Below are 26066 nucleotides of genomic sequence, written 5' to 3' on the forward strand. Positions count from 1 at the left end.
GAATTATTATAAAACTGGAATGGTAAAATATGCCCCAAAGGCTAAGCGGTTGTACTGACTCTTGGCCATATCCATATAGTCCTTATAGTTTACGGTGTTACCGACGTAACCTAGATAGAACCGAAGATCCTGGTTATGAAACGGCTTATGTTGCAAAGCCGCAAAATAGGTCCAGTTTTGGCGAAAATTCTTGCCGAGTTGCTTATCATCCCGCGATCCCGCAATCTCATAGCCACCTTTCAACGCCAGCTCCCATTTTTTACTCAAAAATTGATCATAGCGCAGTATGGCAGAGCTGTAGTTTACATCTTTGGCCAATACACGGTTCTCGCCAGTTCGACCATAAAATTCGTTGATCGCGGAAGATGCAATCATTGCATGATCGACAGCAAGATAAGAGTACTGTAAATCAAGATATAGCATCTGCTTTGCTGTTTTGAATTTATTCGCTAATGAAATGGCATGATTGGTATGTCCCTTTGCGAACTGAGCGATGTTGTAAGACCATTTCGTATTAAAACGTTTGTCCATAAATGCACCCACCCATGTGAAATAGGCTCCCATAGGCACAGTAGAGCGTTCCAAATCACCTACAGCAAAACCATTTTTTGTATGAAGCTCCATAAAACTATCATTGGTTGTGTTGTAAACTTGGGCATGCAACGAATGATTCGGGTTGACTTCATAGGATAACATTCCTCCGACGACGAAGAGATTCAATATACGGTCTACATAGTCTGTGAACTTATATTCGTAAATTGGGTTATTTTCGAACTCATAACTCCCGACCATTGCACTTTGTTTACCGGCCGTAACAGACCATTTGAGATCCTTGCCAAACTTGTACTTAATATAAGCCATATCCAAGGCACGCGATCCATTATCCTGACTCGTTGGAGCAAATGACCTATTGAGGCGAAAACGTACTTTATAGGATAATCGATCATTGTATTCCCCGCTCATCAGAATACGGGCGTCATCAAGGTTTGCTTTTGCTTGAGAAGCACCCTCGCCATTGTCCGTTTGCAGACCTGCTCTTAACAGGACATCCAATTGAAATGATTTTGCTCTCGCGGGTTCTTTCAGTAGCAAGCTGCTTCTCTGTGCCTGAACAGAGTCCGTTTGGACCTGCTCCTGCGCATGCAATGATGCTACGCCAATCCCAAGTGTTGTAAAAAGTAAACGTGTTTTTTTCATCCTTATAGTGTATTCCTCTAGGGTAAAGAAGCCATCCCGCAGTTTCAAAACAGAATTCGATTCAAAACAACAAGATAGATCCATGCTTTATACTTATCTCCGGTACAAGTATATCACAGCCACCTAAAAATGGAATAAGGATGAGATTAAAATGAAATTAGAAAGGAGTTTTTGGGATTGTAACAACGACCAAAGTGCCTTGACCTTCCGCTGAATGGAGGAGCAATTCAGCACCATGGAGGTCAAAGATATTTTTGGCTAAAACAAGCCCCAAACCATTGCCATAGATATCACCGACATTAGAAGCACGGTAAAAAGAGGTAAAAATATGTGGCTGGTCTTTTTTAGGAATACCGATCCCTTGATCAAACACTTTTATCGTAATATTTTTGCTATCGCTACTTATTGCTACGCCAACCTGCAGTCCATTGCCGTACTTAAATGCATTTGAAATAATATTGCTAAAGGCAATAAAAAACAGATCCGGATTCGCCAAAACCGTAAGTTCATCACTATCTTCCGGGATTTCCGTTAGATCAAAAGAAAGCTTGAGGTCCTTATGAATACTTTTTTCCGCTTTATAAATTTCATAGAGTAACTCGTCAATTCGAATAATTTCTTTATTGTCCACTTCCCCCTTGAAACCCATGCGAGATAGCTGCAAAAGATTATTGATAATCAACTCCATTTTATCCGCATATTTTGCGATAGTCTCCAGGGAATAATAGGCTTCATGCTCTTTCGACAAGAGCTGTTGCGCCAATTCGGCTTCTCCCCCAATAATTGTAAGTGGGGTTTTTAGCGAATGTGAGGCATTTCCGATAAAACTCTGTTGCGATTGAACCGAAATATCCAATCGGTTAAGCATTGAATTTAAGTTCGCAATCAAAACACCCAATTCATCTTTGCTATTACTGAATTTACTGAACAGGCGATGGTCTAAATGGGCGATATCAACTTTATCTAAATCATTGTTGATATCTTTAATAGGTTTCAATAATCGGTCAGCAAAGTAAAAAGACATGAGTACGATTAAAAAAATCGCCAAAATCCCACCTGTGATCAGTGTCCGATCCAATTGACACTGTTCCTCATGACCGTAATCATCGATCCCTTCCGATACAACAATCAAATTCTCGTGGTGAAGATGATCTTGAAAGAATACCGCTACAAAAGCAGTCTTACCATGCATGTATCTTCCCTTTCCATGGCGAATTACGTCGGTATAGAATGTTTCGGGCATGGGCAACTCAGGCCGCATTTGAACACGATCACTTCCTTTAACAACACGAATAAGATGGTCTGTTCCCTCAGATAACTGTTTCAGGTATTTACGTTTTACCTGAATATAGAGCGCTCTATTTTCATCCTTCTGATGGACGATGTGATCTCCAACAATCACGGCATTCTCTTCTAGCCGATGAAAAAATTTAGTTTGCAGACTGTCGTACGTGAAATAAGACACATAAATGGCAAAAACAACAAGCAGCAGGGTACTGATGATCGAAAATAGAAGAACTATTTTGGTCCTAATTTTCATGACGGATTACATAGCCCATACTAATCACTGTATGGATAAGTTTACGCGAAAATTGTTTATCGATCTTTTTCCGAAGGTAATTCACATATACGTCAACAACATTGGTACTTAAGTCAACATCCATACCCCATACTTCCTCCAGGATATCGATCCGGCTCAATACCTTATTTCGATTGAGCATTAAAAAATTCAAGTAGACGAAATTCAGTAGCGGTAAGAATAATAGGAGAATTGGCACGTTGAACCGATTTGCTGTCTCTATCCAATTGAAGATCGTCAAATACCAATATATTTTTCTGCTCGGTCACTGTTTTGGATTTGCGGCTGTAGCGGCTGATTCGAGCCTTTAATTCCTCTAAACGGAAGGGCTTCGTCAAGTAATCATCCGCATCCCTGTCAAATGCCTCGACGATGTCCTCCGTTTGATTTAATGCCGTCAAGATAATAATAGGGACTTCGTTGTTTGACATCCGAATGTTTTTACAGACATCCAAACCATTCATACCAGGCAACATTACATCCAACAGGATGAGGTCATAATGATTCAATCCCGCCATTTTTAGACCAGTATAACCGTCCATAGCAATACTAATATGATAGCCTTCTTCTTTTAAGCCTCTTTCGATCAATGATATGACAGATGGTTCGTCCTCAATTAGTAATAGTTCCACAGGTATCTCTTTTAAACAGTAAAAAATTCGAGGTTTGTAAAATACAAAATTAACATGTCACCTTTTCTCAAAAAGCTACATTCTTAAATTATTTTCGCTTTTTCTTGACGATTATATGATAATAACACATAAAATAAGTATAAAAACACATACACCCTCAAGATCCCTTAACCACCGCCATGACATCAATTTACTTCAAGTGGTATAGCGATATACCGCAACTCAAAACCTCTACTTAAAAGAATCAGACTATTCTTAACACTTGAAACTTAGCACAGACCAAAAACCGGATTTAAGCATTCGAATACAATAATATCTATTTTTGAAAGAATTTCCACAAATAACGAAAGATTATTTCAAAAATCAATTGAATTTCAATATTTTTGTAGCTCAAAATCACACAATGAAACAATTTATCCTTTGTTTACAGCTGGCATTTTTACTCCTTATAGGACAAGGACATGCTCAGGAGAAACTATATAAAATTTCATACCAATTTGCTGATCCTGAAACGGGAACAGATACGGCATCTTCAGAATTCATCAAAATATTGGCTGGAAATAAGGAAGCGTTAATGCAGGCCTTCATCGCGAAAGACCAGATGCGAATTGAAAGTCTATTATTCGGAAAATCGATACAGATCAGCAATATCCGCGAAGGCAGTTCTTTTCTACTGGATGAAATAAATAAAACCTATACCGCAACAGAACTGGCTACGGGCAAACTCATTGAGACTTCCGCAAACGAAGGCGATAATTATGCCTATTCAGGGGATTTTGAGATCAGCTTAATTCCTAATCAAAAGAAAATAATTGCAGGAATTACCTGCGAAAAAGCAACATTCAATCTAACAGGTAGTCAAGATCCACAAACGGAAATTACCGTTTGGTATGCACCCAAATTACCAAAGTTATACTGGGGCACTTACGATTATCTCGAAAAAGTACCTGGGGCAGCGCTCTATATCGGATCGGCGGGTTTAGGAATTCAGGCCACTAAAGTCGAGGAGATAACATTCGACCAATCGCTCTTTGAAGTCCCAGCAGATTACGAAGAAGGTGAAGCTACAGATGAAGCTGTAGATTCCACGTTAAACGACCATCTATCTTGGTATCAAGATTCCAGCACATCATATTTTGGTGTACAGGACAGCTTAGGAAACAAATTAACACCAGCAAAATATACGGCAATATATAGCTATGTAGGAGACTATGCCATCGTAAACGATGCAGCGCAAATGTTTGGCTTGATAGATCTCCATGGCAAAGAAGTTATTCCATGTCAATATGAATCGCTCAGTTTAGAAACCGAAGGCGGTCCTGTGGTTTATATGAGCGATCTTAAGTATGGACTTCTGGATACAAACGGTAAAATATTGCTGAAGGCGAAGTATGACTTTATTTCAGTACCTAGCCCAGCATATGGACTTTTTACGGAAGGAGAATACACGGGTATTATTGATCAAAAAGGCACCGTTTTACTTCCTGCCAAATATGAGACCATTTCAGATTATCGCGATAATCTCGCGTTAATTATAGTAAACCAATCCTACCAGCTTATTAATAAAACGGGGCACAATCAACTTAAGACGAACTATGAATTTCTGTCTTTTGCAGGAGAGAAACTTCTTTTGGCCTTTAAAGACGACAAGTACGGATACATTGATTACACAGGAAAAGTCGTGGTCCCAATTAAATTTCAGAATGCCCAAGATTTTGAAAACGGGCTAGCGCTTGTAACAGAGGATCTAGGGAATTTTTACTATATTGACACAAAAGGGAAGTTTATCAAGAAATATGAAGAGTAATCCACAGACATTCCACTTGTCGACATTGCATCGTGGAAAATACATGTTAATCTTGCTGGTTTCAATCTTTTTGATCGGAATGGTCATGTCTAAAGTTCCCATACAAGAAATTCTCAAGATTATTGTTGCTCTTTTAATGATCCCTTTAGCACTGTATTTGGCCATAAAGTGTTCGACTTTATCATCGACTTGGGTCTTGGACGAAAATACACTGCAGATAAGCAATGCTAAAAAAACAATCGTTTTCCCTCTGAATAATATTTCTCATATCAGGAATCTTAAACGTTCTGGCGGAAACCTGATCATTATCAACCAAAACAAAGGACCGGCTTTTCGTACTTGGCGCAACAAATTATTTCAAAAAGAAGATGATCTTCCTCTGCTAACCGAAGCCCTAAAGACCGCAGACATCGAATATTACGACCTATAAATTCTTTCTTCCTTCGGTAACATTTGTTACAGGCTTTTGCAAAGGCAGTATGTACCTTTGTAACATCACTTAAGAACATTGTTATGCTATTGGAATACATTAAACAACCGTGGCCCTGGTATATTTCAGGACCTTTAATTGCGCTGGTCATGTACCTGCTGCTCAAACAGGGGAAGGATTTTGGCATGTCCAATAACCTACGTACCATGTGTACTGTATTAGGTGCCGGAAAAACTTCCTCTTTTTTCAGATTCGATTGGAAGACCCAATCATGGAATTTATTGGTGGTACTCGGGACAGCCATTGGCGGTTTTATTGCACATCATTTTCTGAGCGATGGCACTGCAAGCCAGATTAATCCCAAAAGTGTTGCCGATCTAAAAGAGCTGGGTATTATCGACCAACTACAAGGCTACCTTCCTGAATCCATATTCGTTTTCGACGGATCTTTGTTTCAGTTTCTAATTTTAAGTATTGGCGGTGTATTGATTGGATTTGGAACACGCTATGCTGGTGGATGTTCATCAGGCCATGCTATTTCTGGACTTAGCAATTTTCAGCTTCCTTCTTTGATTGCCGTTATAGGTTTCTTCCTAGGCGGGATCATCATGGTTCATTTTTTATTCCCACTAATTTTCGCATAAATGAAAGCACTAAAATTTATTTTCATCGGTATATTGTTTGGAATCATCTTATACAAATCGGAGGCCGCGTCATGGTATAGAATCTACGAAATGTTTCAATTTCGTTCCTTTCATATGTATGGCATCATCGGTACAGCACTGACCACAGCAATTATAATCGTACAGATCATCAAGAGAAAGCGAATCAAAGATAGTAACGGGATGCAAATAGCATTCTATGACAAAGACAAAAGTATTACACGATACCTGGTCGGAGGAACAATCTTTGGCTTGGGATGGGCATTGACAGGTGCGTGTCCGGGCCCCATGTTTGCCCTAATCGGTGCCGGTTATTGGACTATTGGAATCGTCCTTCTTTTTGCTTTGTTAGGTACTTGGCTTTATGGGCTGTTGCGCAATAAGTTGCCGCATTAAGTTGAACAGACTTTGTTATGAAACTACCTCATATATCCGAAATCTGAGGCCTGTACCTGGAGTTTAAATTTTAGAAAGAGAACATGGAATTAATATTTATAGCTGGTTTTATATTAGCTGTTCTGGTCGGGCTATCAATGGGCTTGATGGGTAGCGGCGGAAGTATTCTAACATTGCCCGTCTTTGTTTATATTTTTCATATAGAACCTCAATATGCATTGGACTATTCGCTGTTTTCTATAGGAATATTAGCCTTGGTCGGATCAATTTCTCCGTTGAAAAAAAGAGAAATTGATCTGAAAACTACGGCCATTTTTCTCTTTCCATCGCTAATTTCTGTCTTTCTGACCAAGCGTTATCTGCTTGTAGCCATACCAGAGTCATTTCACCTGGGCGAAATAGCGGTTTCCAGAAACCATATCATCATGTTACTTTTCTCGATGGTGATTCTGATTTCTGCAACAGCAATGGTGCGAAAACGTAAACAGGTTCAGCACGATCAATTCAGAAGCGGAATTGGTCAGATTTTCAACGTTGTCCTCGTCGGATTGCTCGTCGGTATCATGACTGGCTTGGTGGGCGCGGGAGGAGGCTTTATCATTGTACCTGCCCTCGTTTTGCTCTTAGGAATCCCACTTAAACAGGCCATTGCCACTTCGTTGTTTATCATCGGTTTAAACGCTTCATTCGGTTTGATCGCGAATTATCAGTTCCTGGAACATATGAATTGGTTTATATTGGTTACCTTTACGTTAATCACTTTAATAGGCCTCCAAATTGGTTCCAAATGGAAAGACAAATTAGATGCAGCAAAATTGAAAGGTATTTTTGGGTACTTTTTAATTAGTATTGGCATCCTAATCTTTGCTTTCGAATTCATTCAATTTGTAAATCATTAAAATCACACGCTATGTTTTTTCAACACATTTTTGAGTCATCTTTAGCACATTCAAGTTATATCATTGGTTGTCAAGCCAAGGGTGTCGCTATTGTCATTGACCCTAAAAGAGATGTAGACAGCTATCTTGAGATTGCACAAAAGAATAATCTGACCATAACGCATATTGCGGAAACACATATCCATGCCGACTACCTTTCAGGTACGCTAGAGTTAGCCGCATTGACAGACGCCCAACCTTATCTATCCGATGAAGGTGGAGAAGATTGGCACTATGAATTCCCACATATTGGATTAAAACATGGCGATCAATTTCACGTTGGAAATCTGATTTTCCAGGTTATCCATACACCCGGACATACGCCCGAGAGTATCAGTTTTGTATTGATTGATACGCCTGCAACCATGGAGCCGGTCATGCTATTTACAGGTGATTTTGTGTTTGTTGGCGATATCGGACGCCCAGATCTGTTGGAAAATGCAGCGGGAATGGTCGGAACCAAGGAAATTGGGGCCCACCAAATGTACCGATCGTTACAACATTTCCTGACGCTACCTGATCATATTCAGGTATGGCCCGCGCATGGGGCCGGATCCGCTTGTGGAAAGGCGCTGGGTGCAGTTCCGAGTTCAACGGTTGGTTATGAAAAAATACGCAACTGGGCACTTCAATACCAAAACAACGAAACAGCCTTCGTGGAAGAACTATTATCAGGACAGCCCGAACCGCCACGCTATTTTGCCACGATGAAAAAACTCAACAAAATAGCGCGGCCATTGCAAACGGCAGTTCCTCAGTATAACAAGTTATCAAACGAAACTTTTCTGGATTTATACCACCAAGGAACAACCGTCATTGATACACGCTACAAGTTTGACTTTGCCAAAGGGTATCTCCCCAATAGCATCAATATTCAGAACAACAAAACATTTAATACCTGGGCTGGCTGGATCCTTAATTACACAGATCCGTTTATACTCATTGTAGCGGAAAGTCAATTGGACGACATTGCCCGCAAGCTTATGCGCATTGGATTGGATCAAGTCGCTGGATATATTACGCCAGATACGATCCCTCATTTGGGAATTGAATTGGAGCACCAGCAACTCATCGGTTTCGAAGAGATGAATAGTGTATTGGGCAGATCCGATATCCAAATACTTGATGTACGCAATTCTAGTGAGTTTGCAGAGGGGCATTTACCCCATGCGACTCATATCTTTGTCGGTACAATTGCAGACAATCTCCACAAAATTGACCAAAACAAACAGCCGTACCTGCACTGTCAGTCTGGAGACCGCGCAACAATAGCAGCATCCATATTAGCAAAAAACAGTATTAAGGACGTCAAAATTTACAGTCCTTCCATCAATGAATGGAAATCAAAGGGCGGAACTTTGGTACAATAACCTTAAAAAAAAGATCCCAGAATAAACATTCCTGGGATCTTTTTTTAGAGAACCAAACGATACCATCGAATTTGAGCTGCCAATGCATGATAAGGAGCAACTCAACTCGGCAGTATATTTCGTTTATAGACTATTTCTATTGATCCGCAAGAATTCGATAACCTCATCCTTCTTCTCTTCCATCTTGCCTTTCTTTTCGGTAAATTGATGATTATAGATGGTCAGATACTGATGGTCGTCCGTTTCAGATTCATATAATTCGGCCGTAGCAAAAGAGAAATGCTCTTCTTCATCTGAAAGATGATCATACACATAGGCAAAATCATGATTCCCCAAGGAGCTTACTACGGCATCTTTATCCGCCACGAATTTCAACCTTCCGGGCAATGTCCGCTTATTCATCCATACTTCGTCTTTTTCAGAAAAAGGATAAATAGTAATACCGCGGAAAGCCATAATAAGCGGCGTAATCAGAATAATACCCATCTCAATCGCCCAAACGGCCCACAACATACCACCCGAAACCGGGCTCTTTTTCAAGGTAAAGGTACCGACTTCGTTTAAACCTTGCATCGCTTCCCAAATAAATGAAGGGTGTAAGAAAAAGGCTTTGAACCCTTCCAGATTGAAAGATGATTTTACCCAGGTATCTCCGCCCATGGTTCCCTCCGCATTGTACATCAGCGAAACGAAAAGAGCCCATTGCGCATAAAAGGCTAAAAGCGCGACTAGCAAAGTAATCAATAGTGCAATGCCCTTATTTCTTAATTTCCATTTTTTGAAACAGAAATTCAGCACATAGAATATTCCAGCACCAAATCCCAATGTAATAAATACATTAAAATAAATAATAGGGATAAACCACTGCAAAGCGATGTAAACAATTGCCAATACAACAGCACTGATTGTTCCTAGCACAAGAGATCCGATAAATGCCAAAGCAGGAGCCTTTCCCGAGGGCTTATAATATAGATTTTCCATAAAAACAGTAAAATTGATTTTTAACTTAACAGTTAAATTCCCTAACCAAAACCAAGCCAATTCCTAAAGAACAGTCAACTTTCGTCAAGATTTGATGACATTAACTTCGTTACATTCGTTTAAGTGCCATTTATTGAGACAATTTTGTAAGTTTGGGGCATGAAAATCAAAATAATATCCTTTTTTACACTTGCATGTGTATTGAATATTTGGGGGGCAGTAGCGAAGGCCCAAAGAAAAGGATTCTGGCAACAGAAAGTTGACTACCATATGGATGTCAACGTGGATGAAAAAGCATATCAGTACGATGGAAAAATGACCTTGAAGTACAGCAATAATTCAGGGCAATCACTTAAAAAAGTATATTTCCATTTATATTTCAATGCTTTTCAACCAGGATCGATGATGGATTACCGCTTAAAAAACATCAGTGATCCAGACAAGCGCATGGTGACCAACCTTGGCACAAAAGAAAAGCCGGTATATCAAAGCCGCATTGGAGAGCTTAAGACCAATCAAATTGGTTATCAAAAAATCAAAAGCTTAACAATGAATGGGGCTAACGCATCATTTAAAATTGACGGAACGATCTTGGAGGTCGCTTTACCAACTCCTATCCAAGATGGCGAAACAGCACGTTTTGATATGGAGTGGACCGCACAAGTTCCGGAACAAATCAGAAGAACTGGCCGGAATTCTGCCGAAGGTGTAGCATTATCTATGGCGCAATGGTATCCGAAGATGGCCCAATTCGATGAATTCGGCTGGCATTTGGATGAATATACAGGTCGTGAATTTATTGCTCCTTTTGGCAATTTTGACGTCACCATACACCTCAATAAAAATTATGTTGTTGGTGCCTCAGGTGTTCTTCAAAACCCATCAGAGGTCAAAGGTTATCAACAGAAAGCGAAAGTAAAAGCCATCGACAATAAAGCGACCTGGCACTATAGAGCCCAAAATATCCATGATTTTGTCTGGGCCGCAGACCCCAAATTTGTTGTGGATTCCGCTTCAAGTAAAAATGGTATAAAAGTATATACCGTATTCTTGCCAACTGACAAAGAAGTTATTTCAAATTGGAAAACGGCAATAGGCCTTTCTACCGAATTCTTTGACTTCTGTAGTGCGAAGTTTGGTAAATATCCATGGCCAACTTATACCATCATTCAGGGTGGCGATGGTGGTATGGAGTATGGCACAGCTACTCTGATCACAGGCGGCCGCAATCTAAAAAGTCTTGTTGGTGTCATATTCCATGAATCGGCACACTCCTGGTACCAACAATTGTTTGGGATCAATGAAACCGTAGATGAATGGTTTGATGAAGGTTTCACCTCCTATGTCGAAGAGTTGGCCATGCAACATATCTTTGAAAAAAGAGGTGCTATTGCCTCTAACCCACAAATTGCCGCCTACCGTGGCTACTATAAATTGGCTCTTTCAGGTAAAGAAGAACCGATGAGCTTACTGGCAGATTATTATAACACCAACTACGGCTACAGCAACGAAGCATACAACAAAGGTGCCGTGCTTGCAGAACAGTTGGGTTATATTATTGGTCAGGAAAATTTGGAAAAAACCTTCCTGAAATTTTATGACATCTGGAAATTTAAACATCCGACACCAAATGATTTTAAACGCGTTGCTGAAGAGGTTTCCGGTATAAACTTAAAATGGTATTTCAATCTGTTTATCCATACAACACGTCAAATTGATTACGCCATCGAAAAAGTAACAGACACCGACATTTTATTGGCTAATAAGTCAAATTTTGCCATGCCACTGGATGTTCTGGTAGAATACACAGATGGAAGTAAAGAACTATTTTATATTCCTTTGCGTGAAATGCGGGGAGAAAAACCGGAAGAACATTTTGACATATACAAAGGTGTTAAAAGGACCGTGCTTGAAGATTGGTTTTGGACCAAACCCGACTATACTATCCATGTGTCGAAAACACCAAAAGCGGTAACTATTGATCCTTCACTACGCTTAGCGGATGTAGAATCGGCAAACAACAGTTTTAGCAAATAACTCGTAGATTCCCATTATCTGAACAGATCGGGGTAAAAAAAGCTTCCAAACCACTTCACATATACCTGGTTTGGAAGCTTTTTTTGCTAATCACCTCACCTGAATCAAGTACTCTTAAGAGGAATAACCATATTCCATGTGCGTTCAAATTGATAGGGCGCCGAACCATCTCCCGTAGCAGCAAACAAATGCGTAGGTTTCCCATTTTCAAATAATAAAAACGGTCGTTCAAAATTCGCCTGATGACTCGTTGTGCCATCATCCCATTGAATTGTTTTAGAATAAGCTTTTACAGACTTTGAAAGATGCCAATCTATACCATCTTTGGAATAAGCGTGTATCCCGCCCCCCTCTTCACCGCAGATCTTTCCGTAACGGTCCTTCATAATAAGTTCAAACTGCTGACCATTATGCCACACAAATGGATCTTCTACATCATTTTCATGGTTTTGGTCCGTATGGAATGAAAAAATGGGTTTTTCCGACAAACGGCGATAAGGTCCGAGAAAAGAATCTGCTTGTGCAGCTCCCAATAGAAGTGGCGGATTATAATTTAGTGGGGAAGATTTATACACTAAATAAACCTTTCCGTTCGGTAAGACAACTGGCGAAGGGTTTGATGTAATGGAGGCATCCCATTCTCCTTTCCGCGGATTCAGAATCGGTTGATCAACTCGTTTCCATGGCCCTGCAATTGATCTGGAATAGGCCATCCCAATACGTTTATGCATCCAGGCTTTCTGGCCTAGGCCCGACTCCCATACATTTTCTGTAAAAGCAGGAGTTGGCTCATCATAATTATTGCCAAAGTAATAAAGTACATAATAGTCACCGCTTTTTACAATGCGCGGATTGTGTGTTGTACAACCATCAAAATATTGCTTCCCCCGAGCGGGCAAAACAACTTCAACAAATTCGTATGGCCCTTCAGGGGTATCTGAAATAGCCCTGACGACTTCTGAGTTTGTGACCCAATTACCAAAACCATATTGTTTGCTCCAACGCGAAGCAAACATATGATATCGTCCATCCTCTCCTTTTATAACCGAAGGATCCCAAATCCAATAATCTTTCATCGCAAATCCGCCGCCTTTTGGTGCCGGTAACAACCGATCGATAAAAGAGTCCTGATTATTAAAAGAGTCTTTAGGAATAGCCCCAAACGCATATCCATGGTTTGAAAACAGGAAGAGGCCGGAAAAACCGGCAACGTTTTTTAGAAAGTCTCGACGGGAGGTTTTCATACATTTTACTTTTATTAGAAGAAAATAATTCGTTTTCTAATCTATTTGATCGGCTCCCATGAAATAATTTACACGAGGCTGATACCCACAATTTTTTAGAAAGAAACTCTTGAATTCACTTTCCTTCATCAGACATGAGGTGTTATATTGGTACTTCTACAAAAATATCGACAACAAGATAACGAATAACCAGCTCGTTGTCAACCTTCTTGTGGATGATTCTTCCATCCTATTGCACTTTCTTTTTAAATCCTTTAATGAACTGCGGAAAAGTCCAACAGCTATCTTACCCGGAATTTATTCGGCTAGTGGCTACCGGAAATAGTTAAACCTATAAATTCCTCTTGCATCTAGGCATAAGTCTAGAAAAGATTTCAGGTATGCATACTCGAAAGAAGAAAAAATAAGGAGCGATTTGGTCAGGTCTTGGTATATTTGTCCCCATGATTTATGTCCATATTCCCTTCTGTAAACAGGCTTGTCATTATTGTGACTTCCATTTTAGCACTTCACTACAATACAAAAGTGAGATGATCAATGCCATACGACGGGAAATTGAACTCAGGGCATCCTATTTGGAAGACAAAAAGGTCGAATCGATCTATTTTGGTGGCGGTACCCCTTCCTTACTGGAAGCGGATGAGATCGCCCAGATCATCGATACGATAGGGAAGCATTTTGACATCGCAAATCATGCTGAAATTACACTGGAAGCTAATCCCGACGATTTAAATGCCGCCAAAGTAAACAGTCTACGGAATACAGTAATCAATCGATTCAGCATAGGCATACAGTCTTTCTTTGAAGAGGATCTTAAATGGATGAACAGAGCACATAATCAACAAGAAGCACTGGCTTCAATTATGCGGGTGCAAGATGCGGGCTTTGAAAATATTACCTGTGATCTTATTTATGGCTATCCGTTACTGACTGACGAGAAATGGCGCCACAATATGCAACAGCTGATTGACTTTGAAATTCCCCATATTTCTTCGTATTCCATGACTGTAGAAAATAAGACAGCATTGGATCACTTCATTAAAAAAGGCTTAAGTCCAGCAATTGATTCGGATCAGGCCGCAGATCAGATGAGTCTCCTTATCCATACATTGAAAGCTGCGGGATATGAACAATATGAAATTTCCAATTTTGCAAAAAATGGCCTTTATGCGCGTCACAATACAAATTATTGGAAAGGTAAACATTATCTTGGTATAGGCCCTTCGGCACATTCGTTCAATGGAATTTCCAGAGCCTGGAATGTTTCCAACAACGCGAAATATATGACCGCAATCAATTCAAACCAACTTCCCCTGCAAATTGAGGAGCTTTCAACATTGGACCAAATCAACGAAGGTATCATGACTTCGCTGAGAACCATGTGGGGGCTCGATTTGATTGCGCTGGAAAGTAAATTCGGGCAATCTATCAAAAACCGCGTATTGAAGGATGCAGAGCCATTTCTGGAAGAGGGCAATCTTGTTTTGGAAGAAAGTAAATTACGTTTAACGGATGCAGGTAAATTAATGGCCGATCATATCATGTCCGACCTATTTGTTATAGAATATTAATAAATAAAATAGATAAAAATTACAAAAACAACAATAACAACCGTGTTTATGTTTTAAATATTACGAAAATAAAAATATAGGTTATTTTTTTTGGCTCTTTGTGCTATGTTTGCAACATAATCTATTATAACATTATTATGTCACACAAGCCATCTTTTGACTTAGAGATCAAAAGTTACAGAGAGCAACAAAACGCTGCCGTAAGCTTAATTCAAATTGTCAGTAACCTGTGGTATAACCGCGCTATTGAACTTGTATTTTTTCGAAATCAACTCATTGATGTAAAATCGAGTTCAATTCTTAACCTGGTCAAGGAAAGCGTCCTCCTTACCGAAGAGCCATTCGATATTTTTGACACTCTTCAGGTGGCACAGGAATTGGAAAAGCTCACCCTATCTCCTGCACGTATCGATATCGGAAAACTTACCTTACAGGTCAAGAAACAGGCAATTGACAACAACGACCTGCCGAGTTTTATAACAAATGAATTAAAGGACATCAATCAACAAGCGGAATTAAAACCACGCGATGTTGTTCTTTATGGATTTGGCCGTATCGGCCGTTTACTCGCCCGAGAGCTTATGCATAAAGCCGGTGCCGGACAGCAGCTTCGCCTTCGTGCCATTGTAACCCGGGACGCCAATGACAGCAAGTCCATATTGAAAAGAGCGACACTATTAAAAACAGATTCCATACATGGTGCATTCGAGGGCGACATACAGGCCGACATTCCTAATCAGGCACTTATTATCAATGGTATCACTGTCCACCTTATCTCAGCCAAACAGCCAGAAGATATCGATTATACCGAGTATGGAATACAGCATGCTTTGGTCGTCGACAATACGGGCGCTTTTCGAGATGAGCAAGAACTAAGTCGTCACCTGCAATCCAAGGGTGTCGCCCAAGTTTTATTAACAGCACCGGGGAAAGGTGTTCCAAATATCGTATATGCAGTCAATGAAAATAATATTGACTTGCAAAAGCATGCGATCTTTTCCGCTGCTTCCTGTACGACGAATGCAATATCCCCTATTTTGGCGGTGCTTGAAAATAAAATAGGCATTGAAAAAGGACATATCGAAACCATACATTCCTATACCAACGACCAGAATCTTGTCGACAATATGCACAAAAAGTCCAGACGGGGTCGTGCTGCGGCGCTCAATATGGTGATCACAGAAACTGGAGCGGGCGCTGCTGTTTCAAAAGTATTGCCATCGCTAAAGGGCAAACTGACCTCCAATGCCATTCGCGTTCCCGTGCCAAACGGATCATTGGCAATTTTAAATCTCGAAATTAAAGCCAAAACTACGGTCGACGAAATCAATGCACTTTTAAAAGAGGCATCTCTGCAGGGTGACCTGGTCGAACAGATTAAATTTTCTAAAGATCATGAACTCGTTTCTTCGGATATTATTGGTTCCACTGCCACCGCAATCGTGGATGCTCCAGCGACGATCGTTTCGGGAGATGGCAGGAATGTTATTTTATATGTCTGGTACGACAATGAATACGGATATTCCCATCAGGTGATGCGCTTATCGCGTCACATTACCGGTGTAAGAAGATATACCTATTATTAGGAGGCAGTCAAGCATCAAGAATAAGAAACCACGCGTAACCTGCAGAATATAGGCGGCGGCAGTACAGCTACCGCTTATATTTTCACGGAATTGCTTTTGAGGTATTTCATTATAATTGCTGTTGCTCCGGCCTTCTGCAGCACATACGCACGGGCCAGTTTTCCCGCCTCTTGACGGACAGCCTGATCTTGTAGAACAGCAAAGACTTTCTTTAGTTCTTTAGCACTACCAATGGCGAAACCGGATCCATTTTGCACGAGCTCTTTCGCCTCCTGAAACTTCTTGAAATTTGGACCAAATAGCACCGGTATGCCATACGTTGCAGCCTCGAGTGTGTTATGTATCCCTACGCCAAAACCACCACCAATATAAGCCAGTTGGCCATAGCCATACAAAGACGAAAGCATACCAATGTTATCGATAACCAGCACCTTTGAATCGGCAACTAATGCGGCATCGTAGCTAGCCATCTCCGAAAAGCGGAGCGCCTTCGGCCAAAGGTTAAAAATGCTCGCCAAATGTGATTCATTGATTTCATGTGGCGCCAAGATCAGCTTATAGTCTGAATAACCCTGAAGCAATTCCTGTAGAGCCTGTTCATCTTCCGGCCAGGTACTTCCTGCGACAAGCGTCGGACTTTCACCAACAAATTGGCTGATCTCGGAAATCATTTTTCTATTTTTAGGAATGTCTACCACGCGGTCAAAACGTGTATCTCCGGCTAACCCAGCATTCCGTATCCCATATTCTTTCAAAAGACGTACACTTTCTTCATTTTGCACAAAGAAGTAAGTCACAAAACTTAAAATTTTCAGAAAAAAAGTACCATAAGCCTGAAAAAAGATCTGATCGGGTCTAAATATTGCTGAGATCAGAAACAAGGGAATGCCCCGTTTATGTAGGCCTTCAAAAAAATAATACCAATATTCATATTTCGTGAACACAGCGAAACTTGGATTGATCAGGTCGAGAAAAAGCCGTGCATGCTGAGCAGTATCATAGGGGAGATAAAAAACATAATCGGCCAAAGCGGTGTTTTTTCTGATTTCGTAACCAGAGGGAGAGTAAAATGTTACAATTATTTTATGATCCAAATAATTATTTTTCACCGCTTCCAGGACAGGTCTTCCCTGCTCAAATTCGCCCAATGATGCAAAGTGAAACCAAATATGTTTTTGGGAAGAATCAACCGTTTGTTTCATCCTCGAATACCAGTCTTTTCGCCCCTCTACCATAAGCTTGGCTTTGGCGTGAAAAGGAGCCAAAATACGCAGTAAGAGTCCATAAAGAAAGATTCCAATTGAATAAAGCAAACGCATGTTTTTAAAATAATGTTTATCTTAGTCAAAGATATTAAACCCATTTCATTAAACGGAACCATTGAGTGGAAAATAAACATCGCAAACGGATTTTGATAACAGGAGCAGCTGGCTTCCTCGGTTCTCACCTTTGCGATCGCTTTATTGCGGAAGATTACGATGTCATTGGAATGGACAACCTGATTACCGGAGATCTACAGAATATAGCACATCTATTTAAGTTGGAAAATTTCGACTTCTATCATCACGATGTATCGAAATTTGTCCACGTTCCCGGACACTTGGATTCTATCTTGCATTTCGCTTCGCCAGCCAGTCCCGTTGATTATCTTAAAATTCCGATACAAACATTGAAAGTCGGATCTTTGGGAACACATAATCTCTTGGGCCTTGCACGCGCCAAACAAGCACGCATATTAGTCGCCTCCACCTCTGAGGTTTATGGCGATCCACTTGTTTCGCCACAATCCGAGGACTACTGGGGCAATGTAAATCCCGTTGGACCTCGCGGTGTATACGATGAAGCGAAGCGTTTCCAGGAGGCAATAACAATGGCCTATCATAATGCACATGGTCTGGATACCCGTATTGTCAGGATATTTAACACCTTTGGTTCTAGAATGCGCCTCAATGATGGCCGCGCTATTCCTACCTTTATCGCACAAGCGATTCGGGGGGAAGACATTACGATTTTTGGGGATGGTTCGCAAACACGATCATTCTGTTATATTGACGATCAGATCGAAGGCATTTATCGCCTACTGCATTCGGCATGTGTCACACCGATAAATATTGGTAATCCGAACGAAATCAGCTTGCTGCAATTGGCCCATGAAATTGTCGAATTGACAGACAGCTCAAGTAAAATCGTCTACGAACCATTGCCGGTTGATGATCCAAAACAACGGAAACCGGATATTGGCCTGGCGAAATCTAAATTAGCCTGGGAACCTCAAATAGATCGAAAAACAGGATTGAAAAAAACCATAGCATTTTACAAAAAGATCCCTTTGGATACCTTATCACATAAAGACTTTACTTACTATAATCAACAATAATGAACAAAAAAATATTAGTCACAGGAGGAACAGGTTATATCGGTTCTCACACAGTGGTCGAACTACATCAAGCAGGATATGTGCCTGTCATCGTGGATGATCTGTCCAATTCAAACATCAAAATTTTGGATCAGGTTGAGAAGATCATCGGCGTTAGACCTGAATTTCACCAGTTTGACCTTTGTGACACAGACCGCGTGAATGAATTTGTAAAAAACAATACCGATATCTCGGGCATTATCCATTTTGCGGCCTCTAAAGCTGTAGGTGAATCTGTACAGAAGCCCTTAAAATATTACCACAACAATTTTTTCTCGTTAATCAACTTATTAGAAGCATATCAAAATAAGCCGATTAATTTTGTCTTTTCTTCAAGCTGTACCGTATATGGTGAGCCAGACTACCTACCTGTAGACGAAAGTGCTCCCGTGAAGAAGGCAACCTCTCCTTATGGCAACACAAAACAAATTGCGGAAGAAATTTTACAGGAGACTGCCGCTGCATATGATAACTACAACATTATCGCACTCCGTTATTTCAACCCAGTAGGTGCACATGAGTCGGCTTTGATCGGTGAATTACCAAACGGTGTTCCTCAGAATCTGCTTCCATTTATCACACAAACTGCCATTGGAAAAAGAGAAAAGTTAACGGTATTTGGCTCTGATTACGACACTCCGGATGGATCTTGTATCCGCGACTACATCCATGTTGTTGACTTAGCAAAAGCTCACGTTGCAGCAATCAGATTGTTGGAACAAGGCAACCCCAACGGAAAATACGATGTCTTTAATGTGGGAACAGGAAACGGGTATTCTGTCCTTGAAGCGATCAAGGCCTTTGAGAAAGCTTCTGGACAAAAACTGAATTACGAATTTGGTCCACGTCGTGATGGAGATATTATCAAGGTTTATGGCGACGTTACTAAATCAGCTAATCAGTTGCATTGGAAAGCAGCACTTGGTATTGATGAAATGATGGCTTCTGCCTGGGCATGGGAAAAAAATCTAAAAGAAAATCCCTTGGATTAAACAGTAGCCTATTGTGCGGCAACAAAGCATAATACTTAGCTTAACGTTATATGAAGCTGTCTCAAATTTATTGAGGCAGCTTTTTTATTAAATATGGCTATGCGATAGATTTGTGAGTTGTTTGTTGATTATTTCACAGAACTGTTCATTTGGGAAGAAAAAGAACAAAAAGTAGCTTTTTAAGCTGCTTTTTTCCTTAGATTTTGCGCTATAGCCAATAAACCCCATTCTATGGACACTTTTTCCTTACCGCGGAGCATAAATCTTCGGAACCCGTGGTTCTGTTTTATGTTTCCAAAGACTGGTTCGACATCGTGACATCGCTGTTTTCTTTTGGCTATACCGACATCGCTGTTAAGCAATCCGTATGCTCTATCTTTATAAGCCTCAAGCTGTTCATTTATCTGGATGATTCTATTGCCCTGTGATTTGTGGCAAGCACCGTTCAATGGGCAGTTTGTGCAGTTTTTTGCCTGATATCTTTTTATTTTTTGCTCGAAACCTGTGGAGGTCTTTTGTGTAAATAGACCTATGCAGTTCATTTCCTGTCCCATTGGACAGATATAGCAATCTTTTGCAGGGTTATAATGTAGTTTATCAACGGAGAATGGCTTCTTGCCCGAATAACTCTTTTTCTGCTCCTTGTCAAACATACCATATTTCACATAGGCCCCAATGTTTTTCCCTTCTAGTAACGCATAGTTCTCCTGGCTGCCATAGCCAGCATCTGCGGTAATGGTTTTCAGTATTTCCCCAAAGCTCGCCTCATGTTGTGCCAGATGACCGGGTAGCGTTGTGGTATCTGTGGGGGTGGGATGTATGGTGTAATTGACGATGTATTGATTGGAAGTAGATATCTGAATGTTATAACCTGGTTTGAGCTGGCCATTTTTCATATGATCCTCTTTCATGCGCATAAAAGTAGCATCGGGATCTGTCTTGCTATAACTATTTCTATCTCCAAGCGTTACTTCCTGCTCTTCATATTGAACAATCTTGGCCGGGTAGTTTTTAGTCGCATAGCGCAACTTTGCCCTCATCTTCTTGCTTACCGAAGGTTTATCGGACAAGACCCGGTTCAGGTTATCGACCGTAGCCTGAACTTTTTCGCGGTCAATTGTTGTCAGATCGGGAGGTTCCGGAAGGTTGTCCTCTGCTTTGGCGATACTTTGGGCGTATTCCCAAATATCTTTTAAGGCAGCTTTCATCTTCTCCTTATTGGTCTGGATAGCTTTTTTCCAGACAAAGGTGTATTTGTTAGCATTGGCTTCAATCTTGGTGCCATCGGTGTAAACATCTTCTATACTCAGCAGACCTTCTTCGGATAGGAGTTTGACAACTTCTTCAAATACACTACGAAGTGCTTCTTTCAAACGAACGCCTCGAAATCTGTTGATGGTATTGTGATCGGGATAGCTCATGCCGCTCAGCCACATGAAATTGATGTTCTCCCGGCACGCCGTTTCCAATTTGCGACTGCTGTAGACATTGCTTACGTAGCCAAACACCAAAACTTTCAACAACATCTGCGGATGATAACTGGAGCAGCCTTTTATCTTATAAGCGTCCAATAGGGACTGGATGTTGATCCGGTTGATTACATCGTTAACGATACGTACCGGATGACCTTTGGACACCAGTTCGTCCAAAGTTGGAGGAATGGCCATGATCTGGTCCTGATAGTAAGGCTTAAAAGTAGCTCTTTGAGATGGCATATATCCTTTTTGTTTACACTATAAATATATGAAAATCAAACCGTTAAAACAAATAATAAACCTTAGATAATGCAAAAAAAGAGACTGCCTTTTTGAGACAGCCTCATATTTTTGGCAGTACGAGTCCTTCGACATCCCTTCTTTCGAATCCTTCCAACCACATCATTCAAGCTGAAAAGCAGTTAGAATCGAAGCTGGATTAAAATCCTTCTCGTTGAGTATATTTGGCCGACGACGATCCTTCTCCAGATACAAAATAGTAAAGCCAACAAAAATAGAACTGCCTACAAAATCGCCACATGCTATGGACAAGGATTTTTCCGGTATGATGTTCTCTTTATACTTCACATCATATTCCCATTCCGTGTCTTGAATGACGACAGATCTAAGTTGATCAAAATTGAATGCGAATGCTTGAAATTTGAATACAATGGCATTACATCTTTTAGGAAGGATCATGGCTCTTTTCATATCAAACTCCGGAAAAGATACCTTCAGTTTTTTCTTTTTGCTCAGTGAAATGGCAGGATCGATAAAAAGATAGTCCTGTGTTGGACAGTTTTCATTGAATTGAAAATTTACCAAGCGATCCAGTACACAGTTACTCAGTGTTCGACTGCCTTTTTCGCGATCAAGATTTGTCTTTATCGCACGGTAGATCTGCCTATTAAGGCGATTGCCCATCTGCCCATCGTGGAGCTGCTGATGGATTTCACTAAGATACGTTCGAATCAGTGCACCGGCACGGCTCACCGTTCCAAACTCCCGCCCTGCTTTTTTTGTATCTTCCTTTTGTTTGACAGGTTTTGGCCTACTTTGAACATAATTTTTGTCACCAACTTTTCTATTTACGAGAGGACCAACCAGCCCCCTGATAAATCCATTATCATAGACTCCCATACTTCAATTTACTAAGGGAAAGCCTGAAAACCAAACATCAGCTTGATTTTTAGTGATTTACAAACGGTAGTCAAACAACGATTTTCAATCTTGAAATTTTCAAGGGTCTTTTTTGCAAATACCTTATAGCCAAATTCGCCTTATGTTCTGCCTGCTCCCAACTTGTAAAAAACGTACCAGCACAATGAAAGCACTTAAAAAGGTAGACTCAACGTGGACTCACTGTAGACTCACCCTGCATACAGGTCGAAGTCGACCACAATACGATCTCAACTTGGCATCCAAAAGGCCCCTCGGCCAACCGATGATCGACATTAAACAAACTCTTTGTCGGAAATGTAATCCATAAGCACCCCAGCTTGATCTCCAAGCTTCTTTTTCAAGCGCTGCATAGATTTTTTTATGGCGTCTGGAGTGACCCCCAATACATTGGCTACTTCCTTATTATTTAACCCCAGTTTCATAAGTACAATTACCCTCAAATTGGATTCCGTTATATCGCAAAATCTGGATTGTATATCCTGCAGTAAATTGGGAAATTCTTTTACAATCAATAATTTAAATTCCTGCCATTTCTCTTCGGTGATGAGATGTGACTGCAGCAATATTTTTAGTTCCTCACGATCTTTTTCAACAACATTCCCTTTTTCCTCAAGCATAGCAGAAAGCACATTGATCTGTTCATTATTCCGCTTAAGGTAAGCGACGTACTCTTCCACCTGGCTTTTAGAGCTCACCAGTTCCCTGTCCAATTCCGCTTTTGTATACTTTAAATTAAGAAGCTGATATTCATAGTCACGTATACGTTTTCTCGCACGGTATCGAACCGCATTATAAATAAAAAAGAATACCACCAGTACCAACAAACTTATTATGACCCATAATCGTCTCTCAGCTTGCTTTTTCTTAATAACAGCTTGCGCCAGCGATAACTTATCGGCATACTTTTGCTTATCGGCCATAAACTTCAACTGGGTCAATACTGGATCACCATCTAAAAAGCGTAGGGAGTCTTGGAGGCGTTCTATCCGTCTTCGTGCATTCAGCTCACGACCGATATCGTTACTTTGCATGGCCAAATTCAACTTGTGAATTTCCAGTTCAAGTATGGTCTTCTTATCATCCGAGCCTGACAAAAGCGATTCAGCTTCCGCAATCATAGGACGGACATCTTTCGTTTCCTTATTCGCTATATCTAAACGAATTCGCATCATTAAGGCGAAAATTGTATTTCTATAATTACCAAGTGATCTTGAGATCTCAAGATCCTTATCGAGGAGCAATAACGCTTTATGGTAGTCCTTCATCCCTTCGAACACAGCAGCCTGATTACCTAAAATCTTCGCGTAGCGTAATGAGTCATTTTCTGAAAGTGCCAACGTCTGCGCCAATTCAAAAATTTTCATCGCCTGCAAGGTATCACCACCACTTTTCAGCGTCAATACACCTAAATTGTCTAAGATTTCAGCTTTCAATCTCGGCGAAATTTGTTCTTGTCGTTGCCCTAAATCCAGATATTTAATTCCAGAAATATAATCACCTAAGGTTCCAAAAAAATAGCCAAGCTTCTTGTACGTTTGAGTTAGGTCTAAAACAAGTTCTTTAGGTACATCTTCTAATCCTTTCTCCCCTTCCAAAATAAAAGGTAATGCCTCAGAGGCTTTCAGGCATCGATATAGGTAAAAGCCATACATCACTTTTACCCAAACGCGTACATTTTGGTAGCTATAGCCTTCTTCAAGGTCCAGCGCTTTTAAATAGTATTTATCACTAAAGTTATTTCTTGCGCCTTCGTCATTAAACGACTGATCCGCCAGTAAACAATAATAGATCGCCAAAAGTGCTTTATCATTTTTTCGTACCGCCTGACTAAAATAGGGTGCAAGATACTTGCTCAACGACAGACTAGAGGATTGATACTGCGCTGATTCTTTTATAATTGTCTCGTAAAAGGTCTTCTCTTCGATCGAGGAATTGGAATCCATTAAATCCATCCCATAGACCACATGACAAGGTATGATTGTTAGGAAAAGAAAAAATAGAAGACATCGAAACATATTGGCACAGGCATTGAATTTCGCAATAAAAATAAAAAATAATTTTAATTAAATCAGCATGCGACAAAATCAGCCCACTACTTATCAAAAAAACGATAAATATGATCTGGCGTAATGGCCTGCGTCAATTGGACATCGTATTCATTTTTATCTGCAATCACATCAATTGGATCAAAAAAAGATAGTCCAACACGTTGAACATCAACTTTACAGGACGCGAAAAAACGGTCGTAAAACCCTTTTCCGTAACCTACCCTGTAGCCCAAAAGATCAAAAATTAACAAAGGAACTATAATCATATCAATAAGCGATGAATTCACCTTAATGCCGGATACTGGCTCAGGAATACCCCAGTTGTTCGTCTCAAATAGGGTATGCTCATCCAATATGAAATGTTGCATCGAATAGTCCTCAAAATTAGATCGCGAAACGACGATCTTTATCTGTGGAAAAGATTCTTGAATATAGTTGATTATTAAATATGTATTCGGTTCGTGATATTTCCCTATGGGAATGAAAATATGCAAAAATTCGACCTCCGACAGATCAAGCTTTGTAAACTGCGAAAGTAGTCGTTCATTGAGCGTAGTTTCTGTCTCTACAGACAATTGACAACGCTTAGTTTTATACTCAAGTCGTAATTCTTGTTTTGATTTCATTTGTAAAATAGTTATTTCTAAATTTTATTTCCCTTCTTCACCAAAATCCCCATTTAAGTCTACCACTTATGCCACGATTAATCAAAAATAGCATTCCTCCCAATTCAATTTTTATTTGATCTTCAAAAGCCATTAGAAATTCTTATTCAGAATCGAAAACCATATGCTCAACTCAGTTGAAACTTTTGTAAAAAAAAACGGCCTTGTAGCGAGCGCTAACAAGACCGAATAATCAACCTAAACCTAAAATCTTTGTATTATTTTACGCGTTCGATATAATTACCTGTTTGCGTATCAACTCTTACTTTCTCACCTTGATTGATGAACAACGGCACCATAATTTCAACACCAGTCTCTACAGTTGCTTTTTTCAATGCATTTGTAGAAGTATCTCCTTTTACAGCCGGTTCAGTATATGTAATTTCCAACTCAACACTTTTTGGAGCTTCTGCCATGATAGGCTCATCACTTTCAAAAGCAATAATTACAGTCATTCCCTCTTTCAAGAAACGAGCTGAATCACCGAACAAAAATTTAGGAATATTGAATTGCTCGTATGTATTGTTATCCATTACCACGAAGAAATCTCCATCCTCATACAAATACTGATAATCGCTAGTTTCTACACGCGCTATTTCTACAGATTCGTCAACTCTAAAACGGTATTCAACTAACTTACCAGTTTTAACATTACGCATTCTCGCTTGATAAAACGCGCGTAAATTACCTGGTGTACGGTGTATATATTCTTCTACGGATACTAATTCTCCGTTAAATCTTAAGATATTTCCTGATTTTACCTCTGATGCCTTAGCCATTCTTTGAATTGAACTTTAAACGGTTATCTCATTATTGAGTCGTCAAAAGTACAAAAACTAATTGTGTTATTAAAATTTC

The 26066-nt window shown here is 40.2% G+C and carries 24 protein-coding genes; 12 read left to right on the forward strand and 12 right to left on the reverse strand.

What is annotated here, in order from left to right; genetic code table 11:
• Positions 1-6: 6 nt before the first annotated feature.
• From DTA23_RS05015 to DTA23_RS05025, 4 genes are all read right to left on the reverse strand, one after another.
• Positions 7-1197 carry a porin gene (locus tag DTA23_RS05015; RefSeq protein WP_070561658.1) on the reverse strand — a complete coding sequence of 397 codons (1191 nt, stop codon included), beginning with the start codon at positions 1195-1197 and terminating at the stop codon, positions 7-9.
• Between the two features lie 157 nt (positions 1198-1354).
• Positions 1355-2737: a sensor histidine kinase gene (locus DTA23_RS05020; protein ID WP_070561660.1), complete on the reverse strand. Its 1383-nt coding sequence runs from the start codon at positions 2735-2737 to the stop codon at positions 1355-1357.
• Positions 2727-2918, reverse strand: a complete 192-nt coding sequence (locus DTA23_RS28480) for a winged helix-turn-helix domain-containing protein (protein ID WP_256602820.1) — start codon at positions 2916-2918, stop codon at positions 2727-2729. The genes DTA23_RS05020 and DTA23_RS28480 overlap by 11 nt, the downstream gene beginning before the upstream one ends.
• Positions 2902-3408: a response regulator transcription factor gene (locus DTA23_RS05025; protein WP_256602821.1), complete on the reverse strand. Its 507-nt coding sequence runs from the start codon at positions 3406-3408 to the stop codon at positions 2902-2904. The genes DTA23_RS28480 and DTA23_RS05025 overlap by 17 nt, the downstream gene beginning before the upstream one ends.
• 403 nt (positions 3409-3811) lie before the next feature.
• On the opposite strand from DTA23_RS05025, the gene DTA23_RS05030 reads away from it, so the two are divergent.
• From DTA23_RS05030 to DTA23_RS05055, 6 genes are all read left to right on the forward strand, one after another.
• Complete coding sequence (locus tag DTA23_RS05030) at positions 3812-5215, forward strand: WG repeat-containing protein (RefSeq protein WP_146753010.1); 1404 nt, start codon at positions 3812-3814, stop codon at positions 5213-5215.
• Positions 5205-5645, forward strand: a complete 441-nt coding sequence (locus DTA23_RS05035) for a hypothetical protein (RefSeq protein ID WP_053003767.1) — start codon at positions 5205-5207, stop codon at positions 5643-5645. Before DTA23_RS05030 ends, DTA23_RS05035 begins: the two co-directional genes overlap by 11 nt.
• Before the next feature lie 83 nt (positions 5646-5728).
• Positions 5729-6289, forward strand: coding sequence for a YeeE/YedE family protein (locus tag DTA23_RS05040; protein WP_197084072.1), 561 nt, complete (start codon positions 5729-5731; stop codon positions 6287-6289).
• Entirely contained in the window at positions 6290-6703 is a 414-nt protein-coding gene (locus DTA23_RS05045; protein WP_070561666.1) for a DUF6691 family protein, read from the forward strand.
• An 83-nt stretch (positions 6704-6786) separates the two neighbouring features.
• On the forward strand, positions 6787-7602 hold the full coding sequence (locus DTA23_RS05050; protein WP_112373967.1) for a sulfite exporter TauE/SafE family protein: 816 nt from the start codon (positions 6787-6789) through the stop codon (positions 7600-7602).
• An 11-nt stretch (positions 7603-7613) separates the two neighbouring features.
• The gene (locus DTA23_RS05055; protein WP_112373968.1) at positions 7614-9011 is read left to right on the forward strand and encodes an MBL fold metallo-hydrolase; all 1398 of its coding nucleotides are present in this window, start codon (positions 7614-7616) and stop codon (positions 9009-9011) included.
• A gap of 123 nt (positions 9012-9134) precedes the next feature.
• Here the strand turns inward: DTA23_RS05055 and DTA23_RS05060 are convergent, their stop codons facing one another.
• A complete protein-coding gene (locus DTA23_RS05060; protein ID WP_112373969.1) occupies positions 9135-9992 on the reverse strand; it encodes a hypothetical protein in 858 nt (285 codons plus the stop codon).
• Between the two features lie 159 nt (positions 9993-10151).
• Between DTA23_RS05060 and DTA23_RS05065 the strand changes: the two genes are divergently transcribed.
• Positions 10152-12029, forward strand: coding sequence for a M1 family metallopeptidase (locus DTA23_RS05065; RefSeq protein ID WP_112373970.1), 1878 nt, complete (start codon positions 10152-10154; stop codon positions 12027-12029).
• 104 nt (positions 12030-12133) lie between these two features.
• Here the strand turns inward: DTA23_RS05065 and DTA23_RS05070 are convergent, their stop codons facing one another.
• Positions 12134-13273: a glycoside hydrolase family protein gene (locus tag DTA23_RS05070; RefSeq protein ID WP_204990924.1), complete on the reverse strand. Its 1140-nt coding sequence runs from the start codon at positions 13271-13273 to the stop codon at positions 12134-12136.
• 109 nt (positions 13274-13382) lie between these two features.
• Here DTA23_RS05070 and DTA23_RS05075 point away from each other — a divergent pair, with 109 nt between their 5' ends.
• The 3 genes from DTA23_RS05075 to DTA23_RS05085 all read left to right on the forward strand — a co-directional run bounded on the left by DTA23_RS05075 (position 13383) and on the right by DTA23_RS05085 (position 16430).
• The gene (locus DTA23_RS05075) at positions 13383-13598 is read left to right on the forward strand and encodes a hypothetical protein (RefSeq protein WP_112373971.1); all 216 of its coding nucleotides are present in this window, start codon (positions 13383-13385) and stop codon (positions 13596-13598) included.
• 118 nt (positions 13599-13716) lie between these two features.
• Positions 13717-14844, forward strand: a complete 1128-nt coding sequence (gene hemW / locus DTA23_RS05080; protein WP_112373972.1) for a radical SAM family heme chaperone HemW — start codon at positions 13717-13719, stop codon at positions 14842-14844.
• Positions 14845-14981: 137 nt separating this feature from the next.
• Positions 14982-16430, forward strand: coding sequence for a glyceraldehyde-3-phosphate dehydrogenase (locus DTA23_RS05085; RefSeq protein WP_070561678.1), 1449 nt, complete (start codon positions 14982-14984; stop codon positions 16428-16430).
• A gap of 74 nt (positions 16431-16504) precedes the next feature.
• On the opposite strand, the gene DTA23_RS05090 is transcribed toward DTA23_RS05085, so the two are convergent.
• Positions 16505-17749, reverse strand: a complete 1245-nt coding sequence (locus DTA23_RS05090; protein ID WP_112373973.1) for a 3-deoxy-D-manno-octulosonic acid transferase — start codon at positions 17747-17749, stop codon at positions 16505-16507.
• A gap of 65 nt (positions 17750-17814) precedes the next feature.
• Here DTA23_RS05090 and DTA23_RS05095 point away from each other — a divergent pair, with 65 nt between their 5' ends.
• Together DTA23_RS05095 and galE are read left to right on the forward strand one after the other, a co-directional pair.
• Entirely contained in the window at positions 17815-18807 is a 993-nt protein-coding gene (locus DTA23_RS05095) for a UDP-glucuronic acid decarboxylase family protein (RefSeq protein ID WP_112373974.1), read from the forward strand.
• Positions 18807-19838, forward strand: a complete 1032-nt coding sequence (galE, locus tag DTA23_RS05100; RefSeq protein WP_046674775.1) for a UDP-glucose 4-epimerase GalE — start codon at positions 18807-18809, stop codon at positions 19836-19838. Before DTA23_RS05095 ends, galE begins: the two co-directional genes overlap by 1 nt.
• A gap of 179 nt (positions 19839-20017) precedes the next feature.
• Here the strand turns inward: galE and DTA23_RS05105 are convergent, their stop codons facing one another.
• From DTA23_RS05105 to efp, 5 genes are all read right to left on the reverse strand, one after another.
• Positions 20018-21553, reverse strand: a complete 1536-nt coding sequence (locus DTA23_RS05105; protein WP_070560775.1) for an IS1182 family transposase — start codon at positions 21551-21553, stop codon at positions 20018-20020.
• Between the two features lie 162 nt (positions 21554-21715).
• Positions 21716-22453, reverse strand: coding sequence for a hypothetical protein (locus DTA23_RS05110; RefSeq protein WP_112373975.1), 738 nt, complete (start codon positions 22451-22453; stop codon positions 21716-21718).
• A 314-nt stretch (positions 22454-22767) separates the two neighbouring features.
• Positions 22768-24447, reverse strand: coding sequence for a helix-turn-helix transcriptional regulator (locus DTA23_RS05115; protein WP_112373976.1), 1680 nt, complete (start codon positions 24445-24447; stop codon positions 22768-22770).
• A 140-nt stretch (positions 24448-24587) separates the two neighbouring features.
• Positions 24588-25169, reverse strand: a complete 582-nt coding sequence (locus DTA23_RS05120; RefSeq protein ID WP_112373977.1) for a 5-formyltetrahydrofolate cyclo-ligase — start codon at positions 25167-25169, stop codon at positions 24588-24590.
• 257 nt (positions 25170-25426) lie between these two features.
• Positions 25427-25987, reverse strand: a complete 561-nt coding sequence (efp, locus tag DTA23_RS05125) for an elongation factor P (protein ID WP_046674772.1) — start codon at positions 25985-25987, stop codon at positions 25427-25429.
• Positions 25988-26066: the final 79 nt, after the last annotated feature.

It is taken from the genome of Sphingobacterium multivorum (assembly GCF_900457465.1).
GTDB lineage: Bacteria > Bacteroidota > Bacteroidia > Sphingobacteriales > Sphingobacteriaceae > Sphingobacterium > Sphingobacterium multivorum.

Coding starts and splice junctions, on each gene's coding strand:
- DTA23_RS05015 (WP_070561658.1), bottom strand. CDS start 1,197: ATGAAAAAAACACGTTTACTTTTTACAACACTTGGGATTGGCGTAGCA.
- DTA23_RS05020 (WP_070561660.1), bottom strand. CDS start 2,737: ATGAAAATTAGGACCAAAATAGTTCTTCTATTTTCGATCATCAGTACC.
- DTA23_RS28480 (WP_256602820.1), bottom strand. CDS start 2,918: ATGCTCAATCGAAATAAGGTATTGAGCCGGATCGATATCCTGGAGGAA.
- DTA23_RS05030 (WP_146753010.1), top strand. CDS start 3,812: ATGAAACAATTTATCCTTTGTTTACAGCTGGCATTTTTACTCCTTATA.
- DTA23_RS05035 (WP_053003767.1), top strand. CDS start 5,205: ATGAAGAGTAATCCACAGACATTCCACTTGTCGACATTGCATCGTGGA.
- DTA23_RS05040 (WP_197084072.1), top strand. CDS start 5,729: ATGCTATTGGAATACATTAAACAACCGTGGCCCTGGTATATTTCAGGA.
- DTA23_RS05045 (WP_070561666.1), top strand. CDS start 6,290: ATGAAAGCACTAAAATTTATTTTCATCGGTATATTGTTTGGAATCATC.
- DTA23_RS05050 (WP_112373967.1), top strand. CDS start 6,787: ATGGAATTAATATTTATAGCTGGTTTTATATTAGCTGTTCTGGTCGGG.
- DTA23_RS05055 (WP_112373968.1), top strand. CDS start 7,614: ATGTTTTTTCAACACATTTTTGAGTCATCTTTAGCACATTCAAGTTAT.
- DTA23_RS05060 (WP_112373969.1), bottom strand. CDS start 9,992: ATGGAAAATCTATATTATAAGCCCTCGGGAAAGGCTCCTGCTTTGGCA.
- DTA23_RS05065 (WP_112373970.1), top strand. CDS start 10,152: ATGAAAATCAAAATAATATCCTTTTTTACACTTGCATGTGTATTGAAT.
- DTA23_RS05070 (WP_204990924.1), bottom strand. CDS start 13,273: ATGAAAACCTCCCGTCGAGACTTTCTAAAAAACGTTGCCGGTTTTTCC.
- hemW (WP_112373972.1), top strand. CDS start 13,717: ATGATTTATGTCCATATTCCCTTCTGTAAACAGGCTTGTCATTATTGT.
- DTA23_RS05085 (WP_070561678.1), top strand. CDS start 14,982: ATGTCACACAAGCCATCTTTTGACTTAGAGATCAAAAGTTACAGAGAG.
- DTA23_RS05090 (WP_112373973.1), bottom strand. CDS start 17,749: ATGCGTTTGCTTTATTCAATTGGAATCTTTCTTTATGGACTCTTACTG.
- galE (WP_046674775.1), top strand. CDS start 18,807: ATGAACAAAAAAATATTAGTCACAGGAGGAACAGGTTATATCGGTTCT.
- DTA23_RS05105 (WP_070560775.1), bottom strand. CDS start 21,553: ATGCCATCTCAAAGAGCTACTTTTAAGCCTTACTATCAGGACCAGATC.
- DTA23_RS05110 (WP_112373975.1), bottom strand. CDS start 22,453: ATGGGAGTCTATGATAATGGATTTATCAGGGGGCTGGTTGGTCCTCTC.
- DTA23_RS05115 (WP_112373976.1), bottom strand. CDS start 24,447: ATGGATTTAATGGATTCCAATTCCTCGATCGAAGAGAAGACCTTTTAC.
- DTA23_RS05120 (WP_112373977.1), bottom strand. CDS start 25,169: ATGAAATCAAAACAAGAATTACGACTTGAGTATAAAACTAAGCGTTGT.
- efp (WP_046674772.1), bottom strand. CDS start 25,987: ATGGCTAAGGCATCAGAGGTAAAATCAGGAAATATCTTAAGATTTAAC.